Consider the following 20,780-nt stretch of genomic DNA (forward strand, 5'->3'; position numbering starts at 1 on the left):
AATTAAGGACAGGAACATTAACTTTGATTAAACAAATACAACTATGCAATACGATGTTACAGTAATAGGTAGCGGACCAGGCGGATATGTAGCTGCCATTCGTTGTGCCCAATTGGGACTCAAAACCGCTATTATTGAGAAATATGAAACTTTCGGCGGAACATGTCTTAATGTTGGATGTATTCCTTCAAAGGCGTTATTGGATTCCTCCGAACACTTTTACAATGCGGCTCATACCTTTAAAACTCATGGTATAAATATTAACGATCTTAGTGTCGATCTGAAGCAGATGATTGCACGTAAGGATCAGGTTGTACTGGAAAATACCTCTGGTATCGCCTACCTGATGAAGAAAAATAAAATTACCACACATATTGGTGTTGGTTCTTTTGAAGATAAAAACACGATTAAGATCCGTAAAAGTGATGGTACCGAAGAAACGATCAGCACTAAAAATGTGATTATCGCTACAGGATCCAAGCCTACCGTTCTTCCTTTTCTTCCTATCGACAAAAAACGAATCATCACTTCTACTGAGGCGCTAAACTTACCCGAAGTTCCCAAACACCTTATTGTAATTGGTGGTGGAGTAATAGGGTTGGAATTAGGATCCGTTTATGCTCGTTTAGGCGCCAAAGTTACCGTAGTAGAATTTCTTGATTCTATTATCGCTAATATGGACAGCACATTGGGTAAAGAACTTCAGAAATCATTAAAGAAAATAGGGTTTGAATTTCTTTTAAGTCATAAAGTTACCGGTGCTCTGGTAAGCGGTGAAACCGTTACCGTTACTGCGGAAAATCCGAAAGGAGAGACTGTTACAATTGAGGGCGATTACTGTATCGTAGCCGTTGGAAGAACTGCTTATTCTAAAGATTTAGGATTAGAGCGAATCGGTCTGAAATTAGAAGACCGTGGCAATAAGATTCCTGTTGATGATCATCTGGAAACAGCTGTCAAAGGCGTTTACGCAATAGGTGATGTGATTAAAGGAGCTATGCTTGCCCATAAGGCAGAAGAGGAGGGAACTTTTGTTGCTGAAACTATTGCCGGCCAGAAGCCTCATATCAATTACAATTTGATTCCCGGTGTGGTTTATACCTGGCCTGAAGTGGCGAGTGTGGGTTACACGGAAGATGAGTTGAAAAAACAAGGTAAGAAATATAAAACGGGTTCTTTTCCATTTAAAGCAAGTGGACGTGCTCGCGCAAGTATGGATACGGACGGATTAGTAAAAGTTCTTGCGGACTCCGTAACAGACGAAATATTGGGTGTTCATATGATTGGTCCACGTGCTGCCGATATGATCGCAGAGGCTGTCGTTGCTATGGAATTCAGGGCATCTGCAGAAGACATAGGACGCATCAGTCATGCTCATCCTACCTATACCGAAGTCTTTAAAGAAGCGGCTTTAGCCGCTACTGACAATAGGCCAATCCACATATAAAACACAATAAAAAAAGCCATCAGAATATACGTTACTCTGATGGCTTTTTCGTTAGAAATCCTTTTAACTAATAGGTATGTTCCAATACCTCTTTTTCATCAGGGTCTGGTTCAACCATCATCGCCTCAATATCATCTCCTTTTTCATTGAACCCTAATTTCCCCATGATCTTATCAAAAGCCTCATAGATAACCGGCACAATAACTAAGGTCAGGAATAGTGAACTGGTCAGACCACCAATAATTACCCAGGCTAAACCATTCTTCCATTCGGCACCTGCACCTGATGCAAGAGCAATAGGAAGCATCCCAATAACCATCGCAATAGTGGTCATCAGAATCGGACGTAAACGCGCATGGTTAGCTAAAATCAAAGCCTCCCTTGTAGATTTACCTTCGGCCTTCTGCTGATTCGTAAAATCGACCAATATAATCGCATTCTTAGCAACCAGTCCAATTAGCATGATCATCCCTAATATAGTAAAGATGCTCAGGGAGTTGTTGGTTAAAGCTAGAGCCAATAAGGCACCAATAACGGACAGTGGAATGGAAAACATGACAACAAACGGGTGGACATAGTTATCATACAAAGCCACCATAATCAGGTAAACCAAAATTAGCGACATCAGTAAAGCCACACCTAAGGTACCAAAACCTTCAGATTGATTTTCCTGGTCACCACCAAATTTATAACTCACACCTGACGGTCTTTTCAAATCCTTTATCTGGATCTCAATATCTGAGAATACAGATCCGGAAGGACGACCAACAACTTGTGATTGAACAGAAACCTTCGTGCTTTTATCCTGACGTTCTAACTGACTTGGACCAGATCCCTCAGTAACCAAAGCAAATTGTTCCAGCCTGATCCGCTGATCATCCTTATTCATAAAAGTAAGACCTCTAACGTCGTTGATGCTTTGTCTGCTGTAATCATCCAGGCGAATATTGATGTCATATTCATATTCACCCTGACGAAACTTACTATCTGTATTTCCATTGAATGCAGTTTGCATAGTAGCTCCTACCGTTTGAAGCGATAATCCTAATGAAGCCATTTTGTCCCGGTCTACTTGTACCTTCACTTCAGGGTTTCCGCTTTCTACAGAAAGCTTAACACCTGTTGTACCATTGGTTTTTGCTACTTTAGCTTCTACCACTTGAGCATAGGCCATTACACTTGGTAAATCAGGACCCATTACAATCACTTCAATGGGAGCTCTTTCGGCACTTCCCAAAATACTGATTGGTGTAGTTGTAATTTTAGCTCCGGCTAACTGAGATGAAAGCTCTTTCTTTATTTTCGCAGCATATACATCCGACTGATCTGCCCGTTCTTTTCTTTCTACAAGATGAACGGTTATTTCTGATTTATAGGCTGTAGATTGACTGGCACCCATACCATCGCTGGTTTGTCCTACCGTAGTGATCAAACGAATAATCTCTGCCTTCTTCGAGAGCAGATTTTCCGCTTTTGAAGTCATCAGATTAGTTTGCTCAATCGAAGCATCTTTAGGCATTTCAATTTGTACAATGAATTCACCTCTATCGCTTTTTGGAAAAAATTCAGATCCAATATAGCCCGTAGCAAGTAATGCGAAAGAAGCAAAGAACAATGCCAATGTTCCCAATAAAATCGTCTTCTTATGTCCAAGTGACCAATTCAGTATGCTTGTAATCCATGCAGTGAATTTATCAAGACCTTTTTCAAACCGAAGAATAAGTCGCTCAAACATATTCTTTCCTTGCAGGTGTTCCAGCTTTCCAAAACGAGATGACAATAACGGAACAATAGTGAAGGAGGTAAGCAGACTTAAAAGTGTGGCTATAATTACAACCACACAAAATTGCCTAAGAATGTCTGAAACCAACCCGGTACTGATGGCAATCGGGAAAAACACCACCACAATAACCAGTGTAATGGACATTACTGTAAATCCAATTTCACTCGTCGCATCATAGGCAGCCTTCACACGGTTTTTGCCCATTTCCATATGCCGGTAAATGTTTTCCAACACCACAATGGCATCATCTACCAGGATCCCTACCACAAGAGATAACCCTAGCAGCGACATTAAGTTCAAGGTATAGCCTAAAAGTTTAATCCCTATAAAGGTCGCAATCAGCGAAGCCGGAATAGAAATCATCACGATAGCCGCATTTCGCAAACTATGAAGGAAAAATAGCATCACGAATGCTACCAGCAAAACTGCCAGTATAAGGTCATGAATTACCGCATCAGCAGATTCTAGTGTATAAATTGAGCTATCAGAAGCAATAGTAAGCTTTAAATTATTCTTAGCGTAATCCGTCTGCAGAGAACTGATAATGGCATGAATCCCTTTACTCACCTCTACCGCATTCGCATCCGATTGTTTAATTACCTGTAAGGCAATAGACGCTTTCCGGTCTACCCTTGCCAGTTTCTCTACATCTTTTTGTGCATCCTGAACATCAGCAACCTCTCCTAAACGAACCTGAATACCATTTTTATCTGATACTACCAGGTTTCGCAGTTCTTCTACACTACTGTATTTTCCGGCAAGCCTTACCAGGATATCTCTGTTATTTGTTTTCACAGATCCTGTTGGGAAATCCAAATTGGAACTCTGGATCACTTGTTGAATATCAAGTAAAGATAATCCGTAAGCCTGAAGTTTGTTGTCGTCAACGCTTACCTGAATTTCACGCTCACGTCCACCAATAATGTTGACCTGTGCAACCCCGTCCACACGGGAAATAGCTGGCACAATACGGTTATCCATTAAGTCGTAAAACGCAGCATCATCCATATTGGAGGTTGATGACATCGTAATAACGGGGAGGTCATCCAATGAAAACTTATTCAAAGAAGGGGCCTCTACATCATCAGGTAACTGTGATAAAATTGCGTTAACCTTTCTTTGTGCATCATTCAACGCTAAATCTACATCTGTACCACTATTTAAAGTGATGACAACTGACGATAAACTTTCATATGAAGTCGCATTTAACTTTTTAATATTTTCCATGGATGACACCGCATCCTCAATCTTTTTAGTTACTGTATTTTCCACCTCACTTGGAGATGCTCCCGGATAGATTGTAGTTACAGATACAACAGAAGGAGAAAACTTAGGAAGTAACTCGTAACTCAGTGATCTATAGCTAATATACCCTAGTATGGTCAGTACTGTAAACAGTACGACCACTATAGTGGGCCTTTTTATTGATATTTCAGCAATTTTCATAAGGACAATTTGTTCTATTTAATATTCTCTACCAGACTTCCGTTAACCAGGTTAATCTGACCGCTCACAATAATGGTTTCGCCTACTTTCAATCCCTCAAGTATTTCAACAGACTCTCCAATTATTCGCCCGGATACAACCTTGCGCTCAACCGCTTTATTGTTGTTTTCCAGCATAAACACCTTGTTACTGTTCACACTGCCTACAAAGGCACCTCTTGGAACCGTAATAATGGCAGCCTGTTGCGGAAAGCTAAATACAGCTGTTCCGTACATTCCCGCCCTTAATTGATTTGTACCATTGTTAATCAGTTCAATCTGCACTGGGAAATTAAGACTGTTGTCTGCTTTAGAAGCGATAAAGCTAATTTTTCCCTTAAAGTCTTTGTCTGGAAAAATAGTCGATTTAATACTCACCATATCTCCATTTTTAAGATTCACAACCTGAGACTCATTTGCTGTAACATTCAACTTTAACTTCGAAACATCTACAATTTCAAATAAAGCAGTGCCGGGAGATACATAAGATCCCTGTTCAATAGAACGTTTGTTGATTACGCCGGAGAAGGGGGCCTTTATATTGGCATCACTTGATTTCCTTTTTGATGATTGAACAGACGCTTGGGTAGTCCGCACTTTTAAACGTGCGTTATCCAATTGTTGACGAGTAACACCACCTGTTTTAAATGCATTTTCATAACGGGATAAATCACGTACAGCATTTTCATAATTTGCATCAGCAGTTTCTGTATCTACATTTAGAAGTTCATTGTCAATTCGGGCCAAAACCTGTCCACTGCTTACACGGTCACCTTCGTCAACCGCTATACGGGTTACTCTACCGGAGTTTTCAGCAGAAAGTATTAATTGCTGATTTGCTTCAAATGTTCCGTTAGATGAAAAGTCAAGTTCAATTTCTTTTTTGCCAACCTTAACCGTTCTTACAGCTACAGCACCAGAACTTCCTTCAGCTACGACTGCTGTTTTCTCTGCATTTTTTTTCTTGTTATTTTGCAGTACCCATCCGATTATTACGAATGCTGCCAGTACTCCTATAATGGAAATTATAGTATTTCTTTTCATGTCCTTAGTTTATGAGCGATTTGATATTACCGTTAGATTTCATTAATTGTATTTCAGCCAGTTTATAATTTAATAAAGCCTGGGTGTAGCTGTTCTGTGCATCAGTTAGTGAAGTTTCTGAACTAAGCAGATCGGTTAATGTAGCTAAACCGTTATTATAATTATTCTGTGTGCTGTTGAATACTTCACGTGCGAGTCTTTGATTTTCATTCTGATTTCTAATCGTGTTGACGCTTGTTGCTAATTGCACTTTAGCATTACTATAAGCCAGGTTGAGTGATTGCCTGTTGTCCTTTAAATCCTCGCCTAACTGATCAATTTCAATCTGCGACTGCCTAACTCGCGATCTCCTACCAAAACCATCAAAGATGGGGATACTTAAATTTAATCCTATAGCCGACGAAGGTATCCAGCTCGCTGTGCTAGCTGACTTGAAAAGATCAAATTTATTGCTCAAACCACTTTTGCTATAGTTGCTGACAAAGGATAGTTTAGGATAGTATTCAGCAATTTTTGATTTTTTCTGTAAAATCAGCAGCTGTTCCTGTTTCTTTAATAGCGTGTACTCTGTTAAACCAGATACATCTACCGTATCAGTTAAATTAGAAGCACTCTGCTGCATTTGGTTCAATTCTTCTTTCGGAATTTGAATGGCTATGCCTATAGGCATGCCGATATAGTATTTCAACATATTTTCTTGCTGAAATGCTGTTTTATCCAATTCGTCTTTTTGGGTCTGAATATTAGTCAGACTTACCTTAACTCGATCCACGTCGATACGTGTAGCCAATCCATTCTTGAATTGATCAGCCAATATCTTTTCGGTTTTTTTAAGGGAGTTTAAGTTTGCTTCAACAGCAGCTATCTTCTCTCTGCTTACCAATACCTGATAATAAGAGGATGCAACCATTTGCAATACATTTTCTTCACTCAGGTCTACGTTCAAATTATAATATTCCTCCGCTGTTTTGGCTGCTTTAAAACCTACAAAAACACTTTGGTTAAAAAGCTGCTGACTTAATTGTACCTGTGCATTTGCGGTGTACTTCTTACCGAAAGCGACCAATACGTCTTCTCCCGGTTTTCCTAATAGCTCTCCGGGAAGTAAACTTTTTTGAAGTTGCAAGTTATCATTCAAACTTCCAGTGGCAGAAATTTGAGGATAGGCATCAGATCGGATCTCAGTAGTCATCTCTTTTCCTTTCTGTGCTTCCAGTCTGGCTTTTTTAATCGTTACATTGTTTTTTAGTGCAAAGGTTAATGCTTCCTTCAAGGATAGTTGTACAGTCTGGGCTTGGATATTGCCCATATTGATTACGCTAAGGAACAGCAGTAATGCTATTCCCGCGATCTTTTTCGGTGTGTTCATTCGTATCAGTACTTGTTGCTTTTTATATATTTATAGATGCAGGCATTCATTGAAATTTATTTGCCTGGTTATTTTGAGGTTTTTAGTCCTGAAATAAAGACTTTGGTAAATTCTTCTTGTTTCGTAAGTATGGCCTCAAACTCTTCATTTCCCGGAAATAGTTTTTTGTTCTTTGTGATAAAAACAAACATGCTCAAGCCGGTTAACACATCTATATATAATCCACTCATTTTATGAGGGTCTATTTTAGAAATACTTCCATTGTTAACTGCTTTTTCTAAGAGGCCGGTAACGAAAGCCGCCTCTTTAATATGCGCCTTTTTCATAATTGGCTGGCAGGAATCGTGGATCTGTCCAACCTCTTGGGTCGCTTCAGTTAATTTCAACATGAAATACCTTTCCATGAACTTTTTGCGGAGAGTAAGTATGCAGTAAAATTCTTCGTCCAGACTTTGTAAGCCATCCATGCATTTATGCAATTCTTCAAAGTACTGGTTCATTATACGTTCTACCACAGCAATAACGAGCGTCATTTTATCAGGGAAATAGTAATACAATGCCGGCTGAGTAACTGATATGTCATCTGCTATTTCATTCATTGTAGTCTTTTGTATGCCAAAATGAGAGAAACGTTTTATGGCACTCTCTACAATTAATTCCCTTTTCTTATCTAACTCACCCATCTGTTTTAATTATCTGACCTTTTTTATAATTTGGTCAAAAATAAGGTAAGATTCTTTATTCTCAAATTTTATATTCATTTTTTGAGAGATATTTAAAAAATTAACCTTTTTATGATAAAACTTAAGATCAATATCGATTTTGGAGGTATATCTGTTAGTAGGAATCTGATATCCCATCGGTCTAATTATGCAAAAAATATAGCTATTTTAGGGCTATATGCAGGACTTGTTACTCACCTGTTTATAATTGATAGCAAATTTATACTAGTAAGTTTCCGACAAAAGTCCGACTTAAAGGTCCTACAGTCGGACTTATATGGGATTCTTATTGCATTCTTACTGGAATTATTTATATGAGGTTAACAAAAAGCTGACTGTGTTTTGTACTGAAAGTGCATGACAAAAAGGGAGAATTAAGCTGCTTTACATTTGCAGAAAAAAAAATGGATGCTTGCCTGTTTTTGCAATCGGTTCATCCACTTGATTTCCTTTGGAAGGAAATTACCTATTGGAGTTTTATTTCCAACGAGCTTTTTGTTGTTGGAAAACTGCGGTAATAGAAATGAGAATTATAGCCAGTGCTACATGACTTTTAATAAAAAGTTCAATATAGAATTTATAGGAGTATCTATATGAACTAACAGATCTCCAAAGCTGAGCGGACCATTAAACCCTTAAGAAATATTTCTCCTAGTTTTTTCTGACGGATCAGTATCGTATCAAATTGCTCCTTTTCGGGAAAAAAGGCTTGAGTGTGTCTCTTTAAAACTGTAAAGTAGATACCTGATAAGGCATCCTTTAATAATCTGGCAGTTTCTTCCAGATCAGATACTTCGAATTCCCTTGCGGAGATTCCAATTTCCAGCACTGTTTTCAAAACGGTCACTTCAGAATCTTTTGCTTTTGTAAACATACAGGCAAGGCCTTCTGGAAGTTCAGATCCTGTAACCTTAGTAAAATCAAGGAGGTTGTAGTACTTACGGATAAAATCTTGTCTTTTGTCCAGGCAAATAGTAAGAGCTTGCAAACTGTTAGTTGCACGACTCACATCTTTCAGAAGTTCCTGATCCATGTTTTCAATTATGCTTTGGAGCACTGCAGAGTACAGAGAAATTTTATCAGGAAAGTAGTAATACAACAGCGCTTTAGATAGTGACAAATCAGTAGCAATCTCTGTCATTGTTGTTTTAGAGAGTCCGAAATGGGCAAAGCGTTTAAGGGCAGCGTCAATAATTAGGTCCTTTTTCTTATCCTGGTTTTCCACGTTAGTCAAAAATAAAGTTTATTTTCCTAATGCAGGTATAATCTTCAAAATATAGGATGGTTTTATTTTGGGGGATTATAATTTATAAATGCGAAATTCGGCCATTAAAACATAAATATGCTCCTGATAACCGAAAATGTTTCCCTGAAAAGGATGAATACTTTTGGCGTAGAAGTTTACGCCCGTTGGTTCACGGAAATCAACACAGAAAGAGATTTGGAGGAATTGTTCTCAAGCGATAAATGGAAATCTACTCCCCGGTTAATAATAGGAGGTGGAAGCAACTTGCTTTTCACTAAGGATTTTGAGGGGATTGTCATAAAAATGAATATTCAGGGAGTAACCCAGAATATAAAAGGTACACAGGTTTTTGTTACGGCAGGAGGAGGGGTGGTATGGAATGACCTTGTGAAATATTGTGTGACGAATGGTTTTGCAGGTATGGAGAATTTAAGTCTAATTCCTGGTTCTGTAGGAGCGTCGCCGGTTCAGAATATCGGTGCATATGGTGTTGAATTAAAAGATGTATTTTTTTCCTGCAAAGGTTATCACATTGAAACCGGAGAAATGAGGAAATTCAACTATGAAGATTGTCATTTTGATTACCGGGATAGCATTTTCAAAAGAGAACTTAAGAATCAGGTAGTGATTACATCGGTTACCTTCAAGCTTAGTTTAGAAGCGGAAATTAATATTTCCTATGGTGCCATCAGTCAGGAGCTCCAGGCAAGAGATATACACAATCCTACTATAGAGGATGTTTCCAAAGTGGTAGCTGATATTCGGGTGGCCAAACTTCCAGATCCTTCTACGATAGGAAACGCAGGTAGCTTTTTTAAAAATCCTGTTATAAATACTAGTCAATTTGAACAAATACAGTCTGCTTTTCCAGACATAGTACACTATTGTCTACCAAATAGTACAATTAAATTAGCCGCTGGATGGATGATTGACCAGTGTGGCTGGAAAGGGAAACAAATTGGTCAAACCGCAACATGGCAAAACCAGGCATTAGTTATAGTCAATATTGGAAACGCCTTGGGTACAGAGATATATAATTTCTCACAATCGATTATTGATGATGTAAATGAGAAATTTAGCGTGATATTAGAGCGAGAAGTGAATGTGATATAGTTTATGGTAACGTTAATTCGGTATTAATTTACCTTTTTCAAGGTGGTTTCTGTGGATAACAAAAGTTTTAGCATAGAGTTTGTGTGATTGTTATCATATTATTAATCTCTAAAACTTTTTAATATGACAAAGATCGAATTCAACACTATGGTTATGCATCAGGCAAGTTCTTTGAAAATGTATGCATTGCATTTCACCCACGATGCTGATGACGCTAACGATTTGGTTCAAGATACTTTACTAAAAGCTATTACATACTATAATAAATTTAAAGAAGGAACGAACTTAAAAGGATGGCTATATACGATTATGAAAAATACATTCATAAACAACTATCGTCGTTTTGTAAAAATTAGTTCTTTTGTAACCAAGTCTGACGAGATATCATCTGCTAACCTTGTTTTTTCATCCACAAAAAATCAAGGTGAATCGAAATTTATAATGGATGACATAAAAAATGCTTTAGGTAAATTACCTGATGAATATTATGTTCCATTCAGCATGTATTTCGAAGGACATAAATATCATGAAATTGCCGATCATTTATCTATTCCCATTGGAACAGTGAAAACACGGATCCATGTAGCAAGGAAACTGCTTAAAAAGAATTTAAAGCCTTATGATAATGGTGTTAAAAAACCAATATATGCTGAGGCTGATTAACTCAAATTAACAAACTCAAAATGCATAACCCCGGATCTAATCTGGGGTTTTTTTATTACATATGAAATTTCAGGAACGAAAATAATCGTTTGAACATAGGATTATATAATAATTAAGTATGTTTGTAGTTAACCTGCATACCATAAACAGGTGATCATGTATTCAGGCCTTCATGTCAAAGTTAGACGAAATAAAAAAACCTATAGAGAACGAACTGGAATCATTTGAAGATAAATTCAAATCTTCCATGAAAAGTTCAGTTCCATTGCTTGACCGAATTACACACTATATCGTAAAGCGTAAAGGGAAACAGATCAGACCCATTTTTGTATTCTTCTCTGCAAGCTTATGTGGAGGAATAACTGAGGCAACCCACAGAGGAGCAGCATTGGTTGAACTTTTACATACGGCTACTCTTGTGCATGATGATGTAGTAGATGCATCGTATGAAAGGAGAGGTTTTTTCTCTGTAAATGCGTTATGGAAAAATAAAATAGCCGTGTTAGTAGGTGATTATCTGCTTGCTAAAGGTCTGTTGTTGTCCATCGACAATAATGATTTTCAATTATTGAAAATTGTTTCTTCAGCTGTTAAACTGATGAGCGAAGGGGAACTGCTTCAAATAGAGAAAGCGCGTCGCCTGGACATAAGCGAAGAGATTTATTATGAAGTAATCCGTCAGAAAACAGCGTCTTTAATTGCTTCTTGTTGTTCTTGTGGTGCAGCCTCTGCGGGAGCAGATGACATCGTAGTAGAAAAGATGCGCTTGTTTGGCGAAAAGATTGGAATGGCTTTTCAAATTAAAGATGATCTGTTTGACTTTGGAACTGATGATGTAGGGAAACCTTTGGGGATCGACATCAAAGAAAAGAAGCTAACGCTTCCGCTTATTTATGCATTGAATAAAGTTTCAAAAGCAGAGCGGCAACGGATCATTAACCTGGTTAAAAATCATAATGAGGATAAGGTAAAGGTGGAAGAGGTAATCTCTTTTGTTAGAAACAATGGGGGACTTGCTTATGCGGAAATGCAGATGCTGCGTTTTCAGGATGAGGCTTTTGAAGTATTAAACACTTTCCCCGATCACCCTTCTAAAATCGCCCTGGAGCAGGTGGTACGCTTTACAACAGAGCGAAAGAAGTAATTAATTACTTAGTTGCCGTTCATCTGAGCCAGAATCTGTTCCACGTACTTCCGTTCATTTGCGAGTCGGGGTACCTTATGCTGACCGCCTAACTTGCCACGATTCTTCAGCCAGGTATAGAATGTTCCTTGAGGGGCAACATGAATGGTAGGACGCTGCAGAGCTATATTATTAAAGCGTTTAGCGTCGTAATCTGAATTTATTTCCCTTAGTGTCTGATCTAGAATGTCGGTAAAGTGTTCCATGTTTTGCGGAAGGCTTTCGAACTCGATAATCCACTCGTGTCCACCTGTTGCATGGTCGCTAAAGTAAATAGGACAAGCTGTAAAATCGCGTATAATGGCACCTGTTTCTTTACTGGCCACCGTCAATGCTTTTTCAGCATTATCAACAATTACTTCTTCGCCAAATGCATTCATAAATTGCTTGGTTCTGCCGGTAATCTGAATACGGTAGGGTAAAATAGAGGTGAACTTAATGGTATCACCAATTACATAACGCCATAAACCACCATTTGTAGAAATGATAAGGGCGTAATTTTTACCTAGCTCAACTTCGGACAGGCTTTTAGTAGGAGGGTTCTCTTCGGCAAAATTCTCCATGGGAAGAAATTCATAGAATACGCCGTAATCCAGCATCAGTAACATTTCTTCAGAATCGGGTAAATCCTGAATGCCAAAAAAACCTTCTGAAGCGTTATAGGTCTCCAGATAATACATGGAAGGAGAAGGAATCAGCTTTTTGAACTGCTCCCGATAAGGGCCGAACTTAACTGCTCCGTGAATATAAAGCTCCAGATTTGGCCATACTTCCAGCAGGTCGTTTTTGCCCGTAATTTCCAAAATTCTTTTGGCAAGCACAATGGTCCAGGTAGGCACACCAGCTATTGAGGTCACATTTACATCCTTAGTAGCCTGAGCCATCAGTTCAATCTTTTCTTCATAATTATCCATCAAGCTGATGGACATATCAGGGGTGCGATGAAACTCTGCCCATATAGGCAGATTCTTGATTAGTACAGCAGATATATCACCGAATGAAATATCTGCATTGTAATTATTCACTTGGTGACTTCCGCCAAGAACTAGTGATTTTCCGGTGAATAACTGGCTTTCAGGTCTGTTATTACAGTAAATAGAGATCATGTCCTTACCGCCCTTGTAATGGCATTCTTCGAGTGATTCTTTACTTACAGGAATAAATTTGCTTCTGTCGTTTGTGGTACCAGATGATTTGGCAAACCATTTGACTTCGGTAGACCAAAGGATATTTTGCTCCCCAAGCATCATCCTCTCGATATAAGGCTTTAGCGACTCGTAGTTCTGGAGGGGCACGCGTTCTTTAAACTGTTGTTGGTTAAAGATGGAATCGTAGTGGTATAACTTCCCCCATTCGGTAGACCTAGCCGAAGAAATAAGCGTGCGGAACACTTCATCCTGAACATCATGAGGGTGATTCATAAATAGCTCAATCTGATCCATTCGTTTTTTCATGAACCAGGTCACAATCGTATTTACAAGTGTCATAAGGGGTTAGTGTTGTTGTTCTTTTTTTTACGCAATTCGAAATGCTGTCCAAGATAAAACTTTCTGGCCATTTCATTACTTGCAATTTCTTGTGGTGTACCGGCAAGCATAATTTTACCTTCTGTTAGTAAATAAGCGCGATCTGTGATAGAGAGCGTTTCCTGAACATTATGGTCGGTAATTAAAATGCCAATATTCCTGTCTTTTAATCTGGAAACTATCGATTGGATCTCCTCTACTGCTATCGGATCTACCCCTGCAAAGGGCTCATCCAGCAGAATGAAATTCGGCTCAGCAGCAAGAGCACGGGCAATTTCTGTACGTCTTCTTTCGCCTCCTGAAAGAAGGTCACCGCGGTTTTTACGTACGCGGTTTAAACTAAATTCAGAGAGTAGCTCTTCCAATTTATGTTTTTGATCCGCTTTGCTTAATGACGACATCTCGAGTACGGCTTTCACATTATCTTCCACACTCAGTTTTCTGAATACAGAAGCCTCCTGGGCAAGGTATCCTATCCCTTTTTGTGCCCTGCGGTACATGGGGTCGCCTGTGATGTCTTCCGTCTCCAGATAAACATTCCCTTCATTAGGCTTTATTAATCCCACAATCATATAGAATGATGTGGTCTTACCTGCTCCGTTAGGACCTAGCAGACCTACTATTTCTCCCTGTGCTACCTGAAAGGAAACGTGATCTACAACAGTACGCTGTTTGTATTTTTTAACTAAGTTTTCTGCTCTAAGTATCATTTTATTGGTGCTGAGGTGTTCGTCTTACACCCTTCAAATTTAACTGGATGGAACGTTTTTCTTTCCAAACGTTCTCCTCAATGGTATAACAAATATCAAATTCCTGATTTTCATTAATGATATCGAGTGACTCCCCTAAGCCAAATCCAATGCAATCAAATGGCTTTGAATCTCCTTGTTTAACAGTCATTTTAATATGATTGTTTCCTACTACAAGGGCATGTCCTATACATGTTACTTGTTCACTTATAAAGATGGGTGTAGAATTTAGCGGTCCAAATGGAGCGAACTGATTTAATACTCTAAAAAACTTACCGTCAATTTTTTCAAGCTGGAGCTTAGCGTCTATGACTAACTCCTGTACCAAAAGTTCGTCAGGAATTGTTTTTGATACCACATCTTCAAATCTTTCCTGCAGGGCAAGAATGTTTTCTGTTTTGAGTGTAATACCGGCAGCATATTTATGACCTCCAAATTGTTCGAATAAGTCGCTACATGAATTTAAGGCCTCATAGAGGTCGAATCCAATAACAGAGCGCGCAGATCCTGAAACCTGTCCGTTCGACTGTGTAAGTACAATAGTTGGCCGGTAATATTTTTCTGTTAGCCTGGAAGCTACTATTCCAATAACGCCTTTATGCCATCCTTCATTATAAACAACGGTAGTTTTTCGCTTCAATAGATTAGGGTCGGCAGCAATCATAGCAAGAGCCTGCTCTGTAATGGAGGCATCATGCTCTTTTCGTTCCGTGTTTTTGATATTGATGATATGACTATGTGCGCGTGCGATATCTCTGTTTTCGGAGATCAGCAAATTTACGGAATGCCGGGCATCATCTATTCTTCCTGAAGCATTGATCCTTGGTCCGAGGGTAAACACCACATCGGATATGGTATATTGTTTTTTACCTGTTATTTCAATCAATGCGGCCATGCCGTGGCATGGTGAGGTATTCAAACGTTTAAGTCCAAATTTAGCAAGTACCCTGTTTTCTCCTGTTATAGGAACAATGTCAGATGCAATACTGACTACTACAAGGTCCAGATAACATTCAAGCTCTTGAAAAGGGATGCTGTTTTCCATGGCAAAAGCCTGTACCAGCTTAAATCCTATACCACATCCGGAAAGTTCTTTATATGGATAAGAGCAGTCTGGCTGTTTAGGGTCGAGTACGGCAACTGCATCCGGAATAATACATCCCGGTAGATGATGGTCGCAGATGATAAAATCTATATGTAAACTATTAGCGTATTCTACCTTATCAACGGATTTGATACCACAATCTAATGCTATGATTAAGCTGATGCCATTTTTATGGGCATAATCAATTCCTTCGGTAGAGATGCCATAACCTTCTTTATAACGGTCGGGGATATAATAGTCTATGTGATAATGATACTTACGAAAAAAACCAAATACAAGTGCAACGGAGGTGGTACCATCTACGTCATAATCGCCATAGATCAAAATCTTTTCCTTTGAAAGGAGTGCTTGTTGAATCCGGCTCACAGCAATATCCATTCCTTTCATTAAAAAGGGATCATGTAGCTGCGCTAATTCCGGTCTGAAGAAACTTCGGGCATCTTCAAATGAAGTAATATTCCTGTTTACCAGCAGCGTTGCCAGAACTTCGTCAATATTAAGTTGATCCTGAAGTTCCTTAACAGCTTTCAGGTCCTTTAACTCCTGTTCTGCCCACCTTTTTTGCATATCTTTGTTTAGGTTGTGGGGTAAAGATACTATTTAAAACGCTATTTTACCCTCACCTGTTTATAAGCAATTCATTGTCAACTCATACAATTTACCGTGAAAGTATACGCATTGACTGAGGGTTCCTATTCCGTAGATAGCTCTAAAAAATTTATTCCATTTAATCCTGAAACAGATAATCCTAAAGACAGGCCTGCTTCCTTATTTATTTATGTGCAACCTTTTTTAGTTGAAATAGCCGGTAAGCTGATCTTATTAGATACTGGGTTAGGTTATAAAAACGAAGCCGGCAAGCTGGTTATTCATGAAAATATCCGAAAGGCTGGATACGATCCTGATGATGTAAGTATGGTGCTGATGTCCCATCTTCACTTTGATCATGCTGCAGGGATGGTGTATGAGAATGATGGCAAATGGCAGTTGTCTTTCCCTCATGCCGAATATGTGATCAATAGAGATGAGTGGGAAACGGCATATAGTGGCGAGTCGGCCTCTTATCACACTGATATTTTTGATATTGTTCAGCGCAGTGGAAGTATCCGTTTTATAGAAGGAGATGGAGCTTTAACCGATCAGATCAGTTATGAGGTAACTGGAGGACATTGTAAGTATCACCAGGTCTTTCTGCTGAATGAGAATGGGGATAAAGCCTTTTATGGAGCAGATATATTACCGGAACCGGAACAGTTACTTCGAAAGTTTAAAGCAAAGTATGATTATGATGGAGCGAGATCTTTGGAATTGCGTAGCCACTATGGTAAGCTAGCTGCTGAAGAGAATTGGTTGTGCCTCTTTTACCATGCTAAAAGTGGTGCTTTGGGTAGGGTAGAAGAAATAGATGGAAGTTTTAAAATCAAGAAGGTTTAAAAATAAAGAGGCCTATAAGGCCTCTTTATTTTAGTTTGACTTATTATTTCTTGGCTACAAGATTGATAGACAACGTAAATTCATCACTTATAGCCTTGTCACCAATACTGGCGAAAAAGCTTTTTGAATTATAACGGATATCATATTGTGTTCTGTCAATCTTAACATTTTGTGCTACTGCGACTACTGCATTTTTTTCTCTTTTTACGATTGCAGGAAATGACAATGGTTTAGTGATTCCTTTGATCGTTAGAGTTCCAGTAATTGTAACCTGGTTTGCGCCTGCTGGTGTAACTTTGGTAATGTTGAAATTTGAGGTGCCATATTTTGCAGTTCCGAAGAAATCTTCTGCATTTAAATGACCTTCTAATTTTGTTTTGTATTCGCCTTCAAGATCGGTAACAGAGATTGTTTTCATATCTGTTATGAAAGATCCACCTTGAAGATTGCTTCCGTTAAAAACTAGGTTTCCTGATGCTAACTTAATTGTTCCGTTATGTTTTCCTGTTACTTTTTCAGCATGCCATGCAATTGATGATGCTTTGGTATCAATAATAAAAGTTTCTGATTTTAAAGCTGGCTTAAATGCGGAAAATAAAGCAATTGCTGCTAGGGCTAATACGGGTGCTAATTTCATTTTTTTGTTATTTATGAGGCAAACATAGGGTTAAGAAATGAACAATAGATGTTTAAACAGGTATTTGTTTTAATATGACAATAGTAACATATATGCGATTTTGAAATAAGACTCAGTGTCCGGATTAAAGTTGTTTAAATAAAATATGCTTAATAAGCAGGTGTGTAATTTAAATTTAGTTTTATTGCTATAGAAATTCAGAAATATCCGGTAAAGTATCGAGAAAACTTTCTCTTCAGATAGCACAACAAGAAAGTGAACCTGAGACTGATTGTTTTCTACTAGATTCTCTTTTTTAATTTTAGAATAATGTACCTGTTATTTGTGCCTTTGCTCAGGATGTTTAATATAAAACTTCTATTATCCTTTGAACTAAAAAGGGCATTGATTTCTTCTAATCCTATTTCTTTTACCGGTTTAAAATCTATGCTTAGTATTTCATCTTCGCTACGCAAGCCAACGTCTTCCCCAGCTGAAAGAGGTTCAACCCGACTGATGAAGATCCTTTTAAAGTCAGGGCCTATAGTGATTAATTCAAGACCGCTCATGTCGTGTTCAAAAGGTTCTTTAAAGTGGCTGGATGGTTTCAGATAGATGCGATTGCGGCTATAATCAAAAGTTACCTGAAATTTTTTAAGAACAGGATTACCCAAGTTTCCGTTTCTATTAGGGTATACAAATCCTTTTACCGTTTCATTATATTCTGGAAAAGAAGATACCACATCATTAAGCGTGAATTTGCTAATCTTTAAGTTTTTAATCCGGGCAATATGTCCGTTTATAGGTCCCAAAAGCCCAACTCCCAGATTGGCCTTGATGTTTTTTTTGGGTAAAAGGAAAGATTTTCCATTATAATTTTCTAAAGAAATGGCATGGCCGGCTCCTGTATCAATGATTAATTTAAGAGGAATGGTGGTGCCATTATCGGATTTCATAGTAACAAAGACATAAGGCTTTTTTTCTTCTAAAGATATGGGGATGAGGATGTGTTTCCTCTCTTTAAAACCTTGTTCAAAAGGGTGAAGGACCAATCGTTGTGTTGAATATCTTATTTCTACTATAAAACTATTAAAGAAATCATAGCCAATTAGTCCATAAATAGGAATACCTAATGTTTCGGATAGTTCTAAAAGGTCATTATTTAATATAATTGCAGGGATAGAGTCCGTTCTTGTTTTTCCAATCTGCATAGAGATTTTCGGAGCAATGGATGCTCTCAGTTCATCTCCCTGACCAAAGCCGGTTATTCTGATCGACCCCAGGTTCTTCAATTTTAATGAATCAATTAACGAGGGATTGGTGATTAGGCACATCCCTATTCCTGTATCAAGTAAAAAGTTATATGGCCCTTTTTGGTTGATCTTTACTGGGATAACGATCAGGTTTTTAACCAATTTAAAAGCTATGGATAGTTGTTTTTTCTGATTTAGAAAATAAAATTCCTGAGCACAAGCGATTTGGCTTTCTAAATAAAAAATATGTAGTACAATTAAAACTACCTTTAAATATGGTTTTAAAGCAATCATAAGATTACAACTGGCATATAAAAATACATAATTTTTACTTTACATTAGGGACAATCTCATTAGGATCCGTGCTATCAGAAGGTGTGTTTTTTATCGATCAACCTGGTGTTTATCCTACATTTACTGTTTCATATAAATCGCTATAATTTATGCATGTTCATTCCAAACTCGTTTTTGTATTACTGTTATTTGTGATGGCTTCCTGCAGACAAAATGTGCAGATGAAAGATAAGTCACCAATGGACCTATATCCTGGTTTGTTTGGTGCAGTACAAGTAAGTCATTTGTTTTCTGATAGCAAAACCTTTCCGGATTGTATCCCTAATAGAGATCCGGCGGATATATTAAAGGACTATGAACAGCAGAAGACAAAAAGCGGATTTAATCTGAAAACGTTTGTAGAACAAAACTTTACTTTACCAGAGAAGGCTGCAGAAAATTATAAGAGTGATATAAATGCGGGTGTTGAGGCTCATATTAACACCTTGTGGGATGTTTTAAAACGCCGGCCGGATAAGTATAATCAATACAGTTCACTGATTGCACTACCTCAGCCTTATATCGTACCGGGAGGAAGGTTCCGTGAAGTGTATTATTGGGATTCTTATTTCACCATGCTTGGTCTGGAAGAAAGTCAGCGGGTGGATCTCATAGAAAATATGGTTAATAACTTCGCTTATTTGATACGTACCTACGGCTTTGTTCCTAATGGAAACCGGACCTATTATTTAACCCGTTCGCAGCCCCCCTATTTCTCCCTGATGCTGAAGTTGTTGATGGATAATAAGAAGCTTAAAAGTGATTCTGTGCTTGCCTCAAATAAAGATGCGCTGGAAAGGGAATATCATTTTTGGATGGATGATAAGGGAGCAAAAGAGGGTGCCAGCTTACATGTAGTATATATGCCTGGAGGTGAAAAGCTAAACCGATATTATGATGCAGGTAACTGGCCTCGTGAAGAAGCATACACTGAAGATATAACCGCTGCTGCTCAAAGTAAATTGTCCCAAAAAGAGGTGTACAGGCATTTGCGCTCAGGAGCAGAATCTGGTTGGGACTATAGCAGCCGATGGCTTTCTGATGGTAAAACATTAAAAACGATTCATACTACTGATATAATACCTGTCGATCTGAATTGCCTTTTATACCACATGGAAATGATGCTCGCCCGATCTTACAGGACAAGCAGTGATAAAAAAGCAGGGGAGTTTATGATTCAATCTGCAGAAAAGCGGAAGAAGGCAATTGTTAAGTATTGCTGGGATCAGGGCTCCGGGTGGTTTAGGGACTATGATTGGAAAGCTTCTAAAATGACCCCAGCTGTTAGTCTGGCCGGCGTATATCCTTTGTTCTTCAATATGGCCTCCCTTGGGCAGGCAGATAGTGTTTCGCTGATGATTCAGAATAGGTTTTTAAAGCTTGGGGGTCTAGTTACTACACTTGCTGATACTGGACAACAATGGGATTCGCCAAATGGCTGGGCTCCTTTGCAATGGATGGCTATAGCCGGATTATCCAATTATAAAAAAGAAGATCTTTCGCGCGAAATTGCTAAACGCTGGAGTCAGCAGAATATCCGTGTTTTTAATAAAACCGGAAAACTGCTTGAGAAGTATAATGTGATGGATACGACATTGACCGCAGGGGGAGGGGAGTATCCGACTCAGGATGGATTTGGCTGGACTAATGGGGTATTAATGAAGATTATGAGTAGACAAAAGATGCGGGGTGTTAATTGAAGTAAAAATC

Annotated in this window: 16 protein-coding genes; 6 read left to right on the forward strand and 10 right to left on the reverse strand. The window is 38.5% G+C overall.

Features of this window, described 5'->3' with window-relative positions; genetic code table 11:
• Window positions 1-43: 43 nt before the first annotated feature.
• On the forward strand, window positions 44-1,447 hold the full coding sequence (gene lpdA / locus BFL47_RS08290) for a dihydrolipoyl dehydrogenase (RefSeq protein WP_069659329.1): 1,404 nt from the start codon (window positions 44-46) through the stop codon (window positions 1,445-1,447).
• Window positions 1,448-1,514: 67 nt separating this feature from the next.
• Here lpdA and BFL47_RS08295 read toward each other — a convergent pair whose 3' ends face one another.
• The 5 genes from BFL47_RS08295 to BFL47_RS08315 form a co-directional block, all read right to left on the reverse strand.
• Window positions 1,515-4,676, reverse strand: coding sequence for an efflux RND transporter permease subunit (locus tag BFL47_RS08295; RefSeq protein WP_069659330.1), 3,162 nt, complete (start codon window positions 4,674-4,676; stop codon window positions 1,515-1,517).
• A gap of 14 nt (window positions 4,677-4,690) precedes the next feature.
• A complete protein-coding gene (locus BFL47_RS08300; RefSeq protein WP_069659331.1) occupies window positions 4,691-5,758 on the reverse strand; it encodes an efflux RND transporter periplasmic adaptor subunit in 1,068 nt (355 codons plus the stop codon).
• Window positions 5,759-5,762: 4 nt separating this feature from the next.
• Complete coding sequence (locus BFL47_RS08305; protein WP_069659332.1) at window positions 5,763-7,127, reverse strand: TolC family protein; 1,365 nt, start codon at window positions 7,125-7,127, stop codon at window positions 5,763-5,765.
• A gap of 68 nt (window positions 7,128-7,195) precedes the next feature.
• The gene (locus BFL47_RS08310; protein ID WP_069659333.1) at window positions 7,196-7,810 is read right to left on the reverse strand and encodes a TetR/AcrR family transcriptional regulator; all 615 of its coding nucleotides are present in this window, start codon (window positions 7,808-7,810) and stop codon (window positions 7,196-7,198) included.
• Between the two features lie 637 nt (window positions 7,811-8,447).
• Window positions 8,448-9,074 carry a TetR/AcrR family transcriptional regulator gene (locus BFL47_RS08315; RefSeq protein WP_069659334.1) on the reverse strand — a complete coding sequence of 209 codons (627 nt, stop codon included), beginning with the start codon at window positions 9,072-9,074 and terminating at the stop codon, window positions 8,448-8,450.
• Window positions 9,075-9,191: 117 nt separating this feature from the next.
• Here BFL47_RS08315 and murB point away from each other — a divergent pair, with 117 nt between their 5' ends.
• The 3 genes from murB to BFL47_RS08330 all read left to right on the forward strand — a co-directional run bounded on the left by murB (window position 9,192) and on the right by BFL47_RS08330 (window position 12,015).
• Window positions 9,192-10,208 carry a UDP-N-acetylmuramate dehydrogenase gene (murB, locus tag BFL47_RS08320; protein WP_069659335.1) on the forward strand — a complete coding sequence of 339 codons (1,017 nt, stop codon included), beginning with the start codon at window positions 9,192-9,194 and terminating at the stop codon, window positions 10,206-10,208.
• 123 nt (window positions 10,209-10,331) lie between these two features.
• A complete protein-coding gene (locus BFL47_RS08325) occupies window positions 10,332-10,871 on the forward strand; it encodes a sigma-70 family RNA polymerase sigma factor (protein WP_069659336.1) in 540 nt (179 codons plus the stop codon).
• A 172-nt stretch (window positions 10,872-11,043) separates the two neighbouring features.
• The gene (locus BFL47_RS08330; protein WP_069659337.1) at window positions 11,044-12,015 is read left to right on the forward strand and encodes a polyprenyl synthetase family protein; all 972 of its coding nucleotides are present in this window, start codon (window positions 11,044-11,046) and stop codon (window positions 12,013-12,015) included.
• A gap of 8 nt (window positions 12,016-12,023) precedes the next feature.
• Here BFL47_RS08330 and BFL47_RS08335 read toward each other — a convergent pair whose 3' ends face one another.
• The 3 genes from BFL47_RS08335 to recJ are packed head-to-tail and all read right to left on the reverse strand — an operon-like array spanning window position 12,024 to window position 16,001.
• Window positions 12,024-13,541: a GH3 auxin-responsive promoter family protein gene (locus BFL47_RS08335; protein ID WP_069659338.1), complete on the reverse strand. Its 1,518-nt coding sequence runs from the start codon at window positions 13,539-13,541 to the stop codon at window positions 12,024-12,026.
• Window positions 13,538-14,290, reverse strand: a complete 753-nt coding sequence (gene lptB / locus BFL47_RS08340) for an LPS export ABC transporter ATP-binding protein (protein ID WP_069659339.1) — start codon at window positions 14,288-14,290, stop codon at window positions 13,538-13,540. Before lptB ends, BFL47_RS08335 begins: the two co-directional genes overlap by 4 nt.
• A gap of 1 nt (window position 14,291) precedes the next feature.
• Window positions 14,292-16,001: a single-stranded-DNA-specific exonuclease RecJ gene (gene recJ / locus BFL47_RS08345; protein WP_069659340.1), complete on the reverse strand. Its 1,710-nt coding sequence runs from the start codon at window positions 15,999-16,001 to the stop codon at window positions 14,292-14,294.
• Between the two features lie 96 nt (window positions 16,002-16,097).
• Here recJ and BFL47_RS08350 point away from each other — a divergent pair, with 96 nt between their 5' ends.
• Complete coding sequence (locus BFL47_RS08350) at window positions 16,098-16,868, forward strand: MBL fold metallo-hydrolase (RefSeq protein ID WP_069659341.1); 771 nt, start codon at window positions 16,098-16,100, stop codon at window positions 16,866-16,868.
• A 43-nt stretch (window positions 16,869-16,911) separates the two neighbouring features.
• On the opposite strand, the gene BFL47_RS08355 is transcribed toward BFL47_RS08350, so the two are convergent.
• The gene (locus tag BFL47_RS08355) at window positions 16,912-17,505 is read right to left on the reverse strand and encodes a YceI family protein (protein ID WP_069659342.1); all 594 of its coding nucleotides are present in this window, start codon (window positions 17,503-17,505) and stop codon (window positions 16,912-16,914) included.
• Window positions 17,506-17,786: 281 nt separating this feature from the next.
• Complete coding sequence (locus BFL47_RS08360; RefSeq protein WP_069659343.1) at window positions 17,787-19,031, reverse strand: aspartyl protease family protein; 1,245 nt, start codon at window positions 19,029-19,031, stop codon at window positions 17,787-17,789.
• 149 nt (window positions 19,032-19,180) lie between these two features.
• Here BFL47_RS08360 and treF point away from each other — a divergent pair, with 149 nt between their 5' ends.
• Window positions 19,181-20,770 (forward strand): alpha,alpha-trehalase TreF, encoded by a 1,590-nt coding sequence (gene treF, locus BFL47_RS08365; RefSeq protein WP_069659344.1) that lies wholly within the window; start codon window positions 19,181-19,183, stop codon window positions 20,768-20,770.
• The last annotated feature ends 10 nt before the right edge of the window (window positions 20,771-20,780 follow it).

It is taken from the genome of Arcticibacter eurypsychrophilus (assembly GCF_001730525.1).
In the GTDB taxonomy this organism is placed as follows: domain Bacteria; phylum Bacteroidota; class Bacteroidia; order Sphingobacteriales; family Sphingobacteriaceae; genus Arcticibacter; species Arcticibacter eurypsychrophilus.